Below are 4,175 nucleotides of genomic sequence, written 5' to 3' on the forward strand. Positions count from 1 at the left end.
ATGCCGGAAGAGTGCGACCACCGCAAACCAGTCCGCCAAAGCGCCCACCATGGCCGCCTCCGCAAAGGCCCCCGCCCAGGCCCAGGGCCCGGCAAAGTCATGTGCTGCCGCCACCAGAAACAGCGCCAGCGCCCCCAGCAACAAGCCCAGCGCCCAGCGGCGCAGCACACGTAGTCTTCGAGTCCGATCTGGTTTAGCGGCGGTCACTATAGCTCCTGTAGGTGAGGGCGGGCACGGGCGCATCCCTGGGGTGTCTGGCCCGGAGTTTAGCAGAAGGCAGCGCTTGCCCGGTAAAAGTGCGGCAAGGGGCTTGAAGCGCTGACAGCGCCGGTCGTAGTATGGACAGACGACAAGAGAAGGCCTATAGGGGGAGCACATGCGCCTGTTTTTAGCTATTTTTCTGCCATTTGTGGTATTTTTCACTATTGGCCGCCCGATTGCAGGGATTGTTTGCCTGATTTTGCAGATCACGCTGATCGGCTGGGTGCCCGCAGCCATCTGGGCGGTGTATGCGCTGAGTCAGTACAAGACGGACAAGAAGATCGAAAGGGCGTTGGGGAGGTAAGATCCTGAGAAGACTCAATGAGGAGCGCTCGCAATCGGCTTTTCAGTTCGTTGCGCGCACTCCGTCCATGCTTTCCACTTCATCCAGAAGATTTAGCCCAGCCTAGGGCACCGACCTGCCGAGTACGCAAAGCCTCAGCCTGGCTTTCCGTTGAAATAAACATATTTACCTGATTTTAGATCAAATTTGTCAAGTTACATTGGATTTTACCTAAACTGAAACAAGAAATCGGCCAGATGCAAAAGCTCGGGGGAATCAGGTCGGAAGGCAGTCAACTCAATGCTCCGTTTTATGCGCGGATTACGAAACCCTCAAGACAAAGTGCGAGATTTGTTAACTTCTAACTTAACAACCTCACAGCGGCCTGTAACCCCGCCAAGATCATGCATAGACCCCAACATTCCGTTCAGGGTAGCTTTCGTACACATGCTCAAACACCGCCGAGCATTTCTGGTTGTACAGTTCGGGCGTATAGGCGCGGGGCAATGCACTGTCGAGGGTGTCCTCAATGGTCAGCTTCAACTGCGAACGCGCCGTGGATTTTTGCCGCCAGTTCAGGACGAGCAGATCCTTCAAGCGCGCCAAGAGCTCACGGGCAGCCTTCTTCACTTCGGCGCGCTCTTCGGTCGTGAGCGCCGGGGCCGGACGAGTCAGGATGTCGAAGATGACCAATTCTTCTTCGCTCATGTGCTCGCGGACATGCCGTTCCTGCTCATCATTCAGGCTGTTCGACAGCTTGACCAGCTCCTCGAACAGTTCCTCGATACTGCGGCTGCCCGCGTTGTAGCTTTCGATCAGTGCTTCGAACTTCTCGGCAAAGTTGGCTCGGGTGCGATTTAACTGGATCATTCTTTCCAGTTGGGCGCGTATGGCGGCTTTGAGCACTTCGATATCGGTGTTTTTGTGCTTGGACTGTTTGAATCGCTGCACCAGCGCCTCGAAGTTGATCTTGGAGAGATCCAGCGCCGGAGGCCCCTGCTCACGAATGGCGTGTCCGGTGATGGACTCGTCAAGCAGGCCGTTAATCTCGCTCATCACCTGCGTGATGTCCGGCGGGTTCGGGTTCAGCTTGACGCGAATGACCTCGGCCAGTGTGGTCAGGCCAGCCACCCGACTGGCAAACTCCAGTGCCGTCGGGTCAGGTTTAACCGCACGATAAAGGGTACTCACCAGCCGTTCGTAGCCGAAAAACTCACGCCGCAGCGGATCGGGGGAAATCAACGCATTGATCGCGTCTTCAATCTTCTGCAAGCGATCCAAACTGCCCGCGCCCAGTGCCTCAATCTCATCCAGCATCACGCCATGGCGGGTACAGAAGGCGGTCGCATCAATAATCGCCTTACGCAACTCTTCCACCAGTTGCTGCTTGTCCTTGACCGGGCTGTGATCACCGTCCTTTCCCGCGCCGTAAATGGCCAGCGCCTTTTCGAGTGAGGCGAAGACATTGGCGTAATCCACAATCACCCCGCTGTGCTTTCCGGGGAAAACCCGATTGGCGCGAGCGATGGTCTGCATCAGGGTATGGTTGCGCATCGGCTTATCGAGATACACAGTGGAGCAACTCGGCGCGTCGAATCCAGTCAGCCACATAGCGCACACGAAGACCAGCCGCAAGGGGTCATCCACATCCTTGAAGCGTTCATCCAGGCTCGGTTGTGATTCGTTCATGCGTTTGCGGTGCGGCTCAATATCGAGCCCCAGCTTGTGCATCTGGGCGATTTCGTTCTGTCCCGGCGAAACGATCACCGCCATATCCGTGGTGGTGAGCACCTGCAAACGTTGGTTCAGTTCAGCCATTTGCCGATCACGTCGCGCCTGTTCCGCCGACATCCCGCCGCCGCGTGGCAGATAACTCAACTCGCCCAACACCTGCTGCACACGGATCGTTTCGGCCATCCAATGCGCTTTGACCTTGTCGTACATACGCAGGGCGGTGGCCTTGTCGATGGACACCACCATCGCCTTGCCCATAAAACCGCGTCCAAGAAAATGGCGCACGATGTCTTGCGCCACCGTATCCAGCCGATCATCGCGGGTAATCAGGTGGTATTGCCGCCCCAACTCGCGTTCCAGTCGCGCTTCCTGCTCGGAATCCAGCTCAGCTTCCTCGATCAGGTCGTAGATGTCTTCATTGATGTCGGGGTTGATGAGTTGCAATTCCGGCGTGCGGTTTTCATAGAACAACGGCACCGTGGCACCGTCTTCAATCGATTGCTGGAAGTCGTAGATTGAGACGTAATCGCCGAATACTTCTTTGGTGCGTTCCTCACTGGCGATCAGCGGTGTGCCGGTAAAGGCCAAGAAGGTTGCCTTGGGTAGGGCGGCACGCATATTCAGCGCCAAGGTGTCGTACTGGCTGCGGTGCGCCTCGTCGGTCAGCACGATCACGTCCGAGCGGTCACTCAACATCTCAGCCGTCTGGAACTTGTGCACCAGCGTGAACACGTACCGATGGTTGCCGCGCAGCAGCTCACGCAGATGCGCACCACTACCCGCGTGGCATTCGTCGCCCTCGGCCTCACTCACCGCGCCGGTGGTCTTGAAAGTCTTGGCAATCTGCTCGTCCAGCTCCACCCGGTCGGTGACGACGACGAACGTCCAGTTCCCTGCCAGCGTGCGCAGCACTTTCTGCGCGAAGAACACCATCGAAAAGCTCTTGCCGCTGCCTTGGGTTTGCCAGAACACGCCGCCGCGTCCGTGACCCAGCTTGCGGGCTTCCTGCATTGAGGCGATGGCGTTGTTGACGCCGAGGAATTGGTGGTTCTGACCAAGAATCTTGACCACTCCGGCCTTGTGCTCGGAAAACAGCGTGAAGTTCTCGACCAGATCAAGCAGGCGGGTACGGTCGCAGGTGCCGCGCAGCATCACTTCCAGCGACACCCGGCGCGGCTCGTCCTCACGCTCGATGCGCTTCCATTCGAAGAACCGATCCCACTCGGCGGTGAGCGAACCCACGCGGCTATCGGTGCCATTGCTGGCGATCAACAACGCATTGCTCCAGAACAAATTGGGCACTTGCTGCTTGTAATGCGTCAGGTTTTCATCGAAGGCCGCTCGGGCAGGCACGCCTGGCTTCTTGAGTTCGATCACCACCCAGGGCAAGCCATTAACGAAGCCGACCAGATCGGGGCGGCAGGTGTAGAGATTGCCCACCACCGTCAACTGGCTCACCAGCAGGAAGTCATTATTTTCGGGCTGCGCCCAATCGACCACGCGCAGGCGTTCGGTTTTCTGCCCGCCGTGTTCCAGATCGGGAATCGACACCGTGATCCCGTCTTTCAGCAGCCCGTACACCGCACGGTTCGCCGCCTCCAGGCTCATCGCTGAACGGTCGCGGGTCAGTTCATCCACCGCATTGTTGATCGCCTCCGGTGGCAGCGCCGGGTTGAACTGGCACAGCGCGGCACGCAGGCGTTCCACCAACACCACTTCGCCCTTGGTCTCTCGCCCAAGCAGGCTGCCTGCACCAAACGTCTCACCCTGCGCCGACACGGTTTGCCAGCCCAGCGCGGCAAACAGCCCAATGGCGGGTTGTTCAACGAGGTTATCTTCGCTGTAGTCCATTAATCTCAGCCTCCAGCGCCCGTAACGTGGACATAATCTCGTCGAA

At 58.0% G+C, this 4,175-nt stretch carries 3 protein-coding genes; 1 reads left to right on the forward strand and 2 read right to left on the reverse strand.

Features of this window, described 5'->3' with window-relative positions:
• The coding region (locus VMV64_RS04065; protein ID WP_325328677.1) for a DUF445 family protein at positions 1-207 on the reverse strand (207 nt) is incomplete at its 3' end.
• 169 nt (positions 208-376) lie between these two features.
• Between VMV64_RS04065 and VMV64_RS04070 the strand changes: the two genes are divergently transcribed.
• Positions 377-565 (forward strand): YqaE/Pmp3 family membrane protein, encoded by a 189-nt coding sequence (locus tag VMV64_RS04070; protein WP_014027807.1) that lies wholly within the window; start codon positions 377-379, stop codon positions 563-565.
• A gap of 381 nt (positions 566-946) precedes the next feature.
• Here VMV64_RS04070 and VMV64_RS04075 read toward each other — a convergent pair whose 3' ends face one another.
• A complete protein-coding gene (locus VMV64_RS04075) occupies positions 947-4,129 on the reverse strand; it encodes a type I restriction endonuclease subunit R (RefSeq protein WP_325328678.1) in 3,183 nt (1,060 codons plus the stop codon).
• Positions 4,130-4,175 lie beyond the last annotated feature (46 nt).

Origin of the sequence: Sulfuricella sp. (genome assembly GCF_035531155.1) — a bacterium.
In the GTDB taxonomy this organism is placed as follows: domain Bacteria; phylum Pseudomonadota; class Gammaproteobacteria; order Burkholderiales; family Sulfuricellaceae; genus Sulfuricella.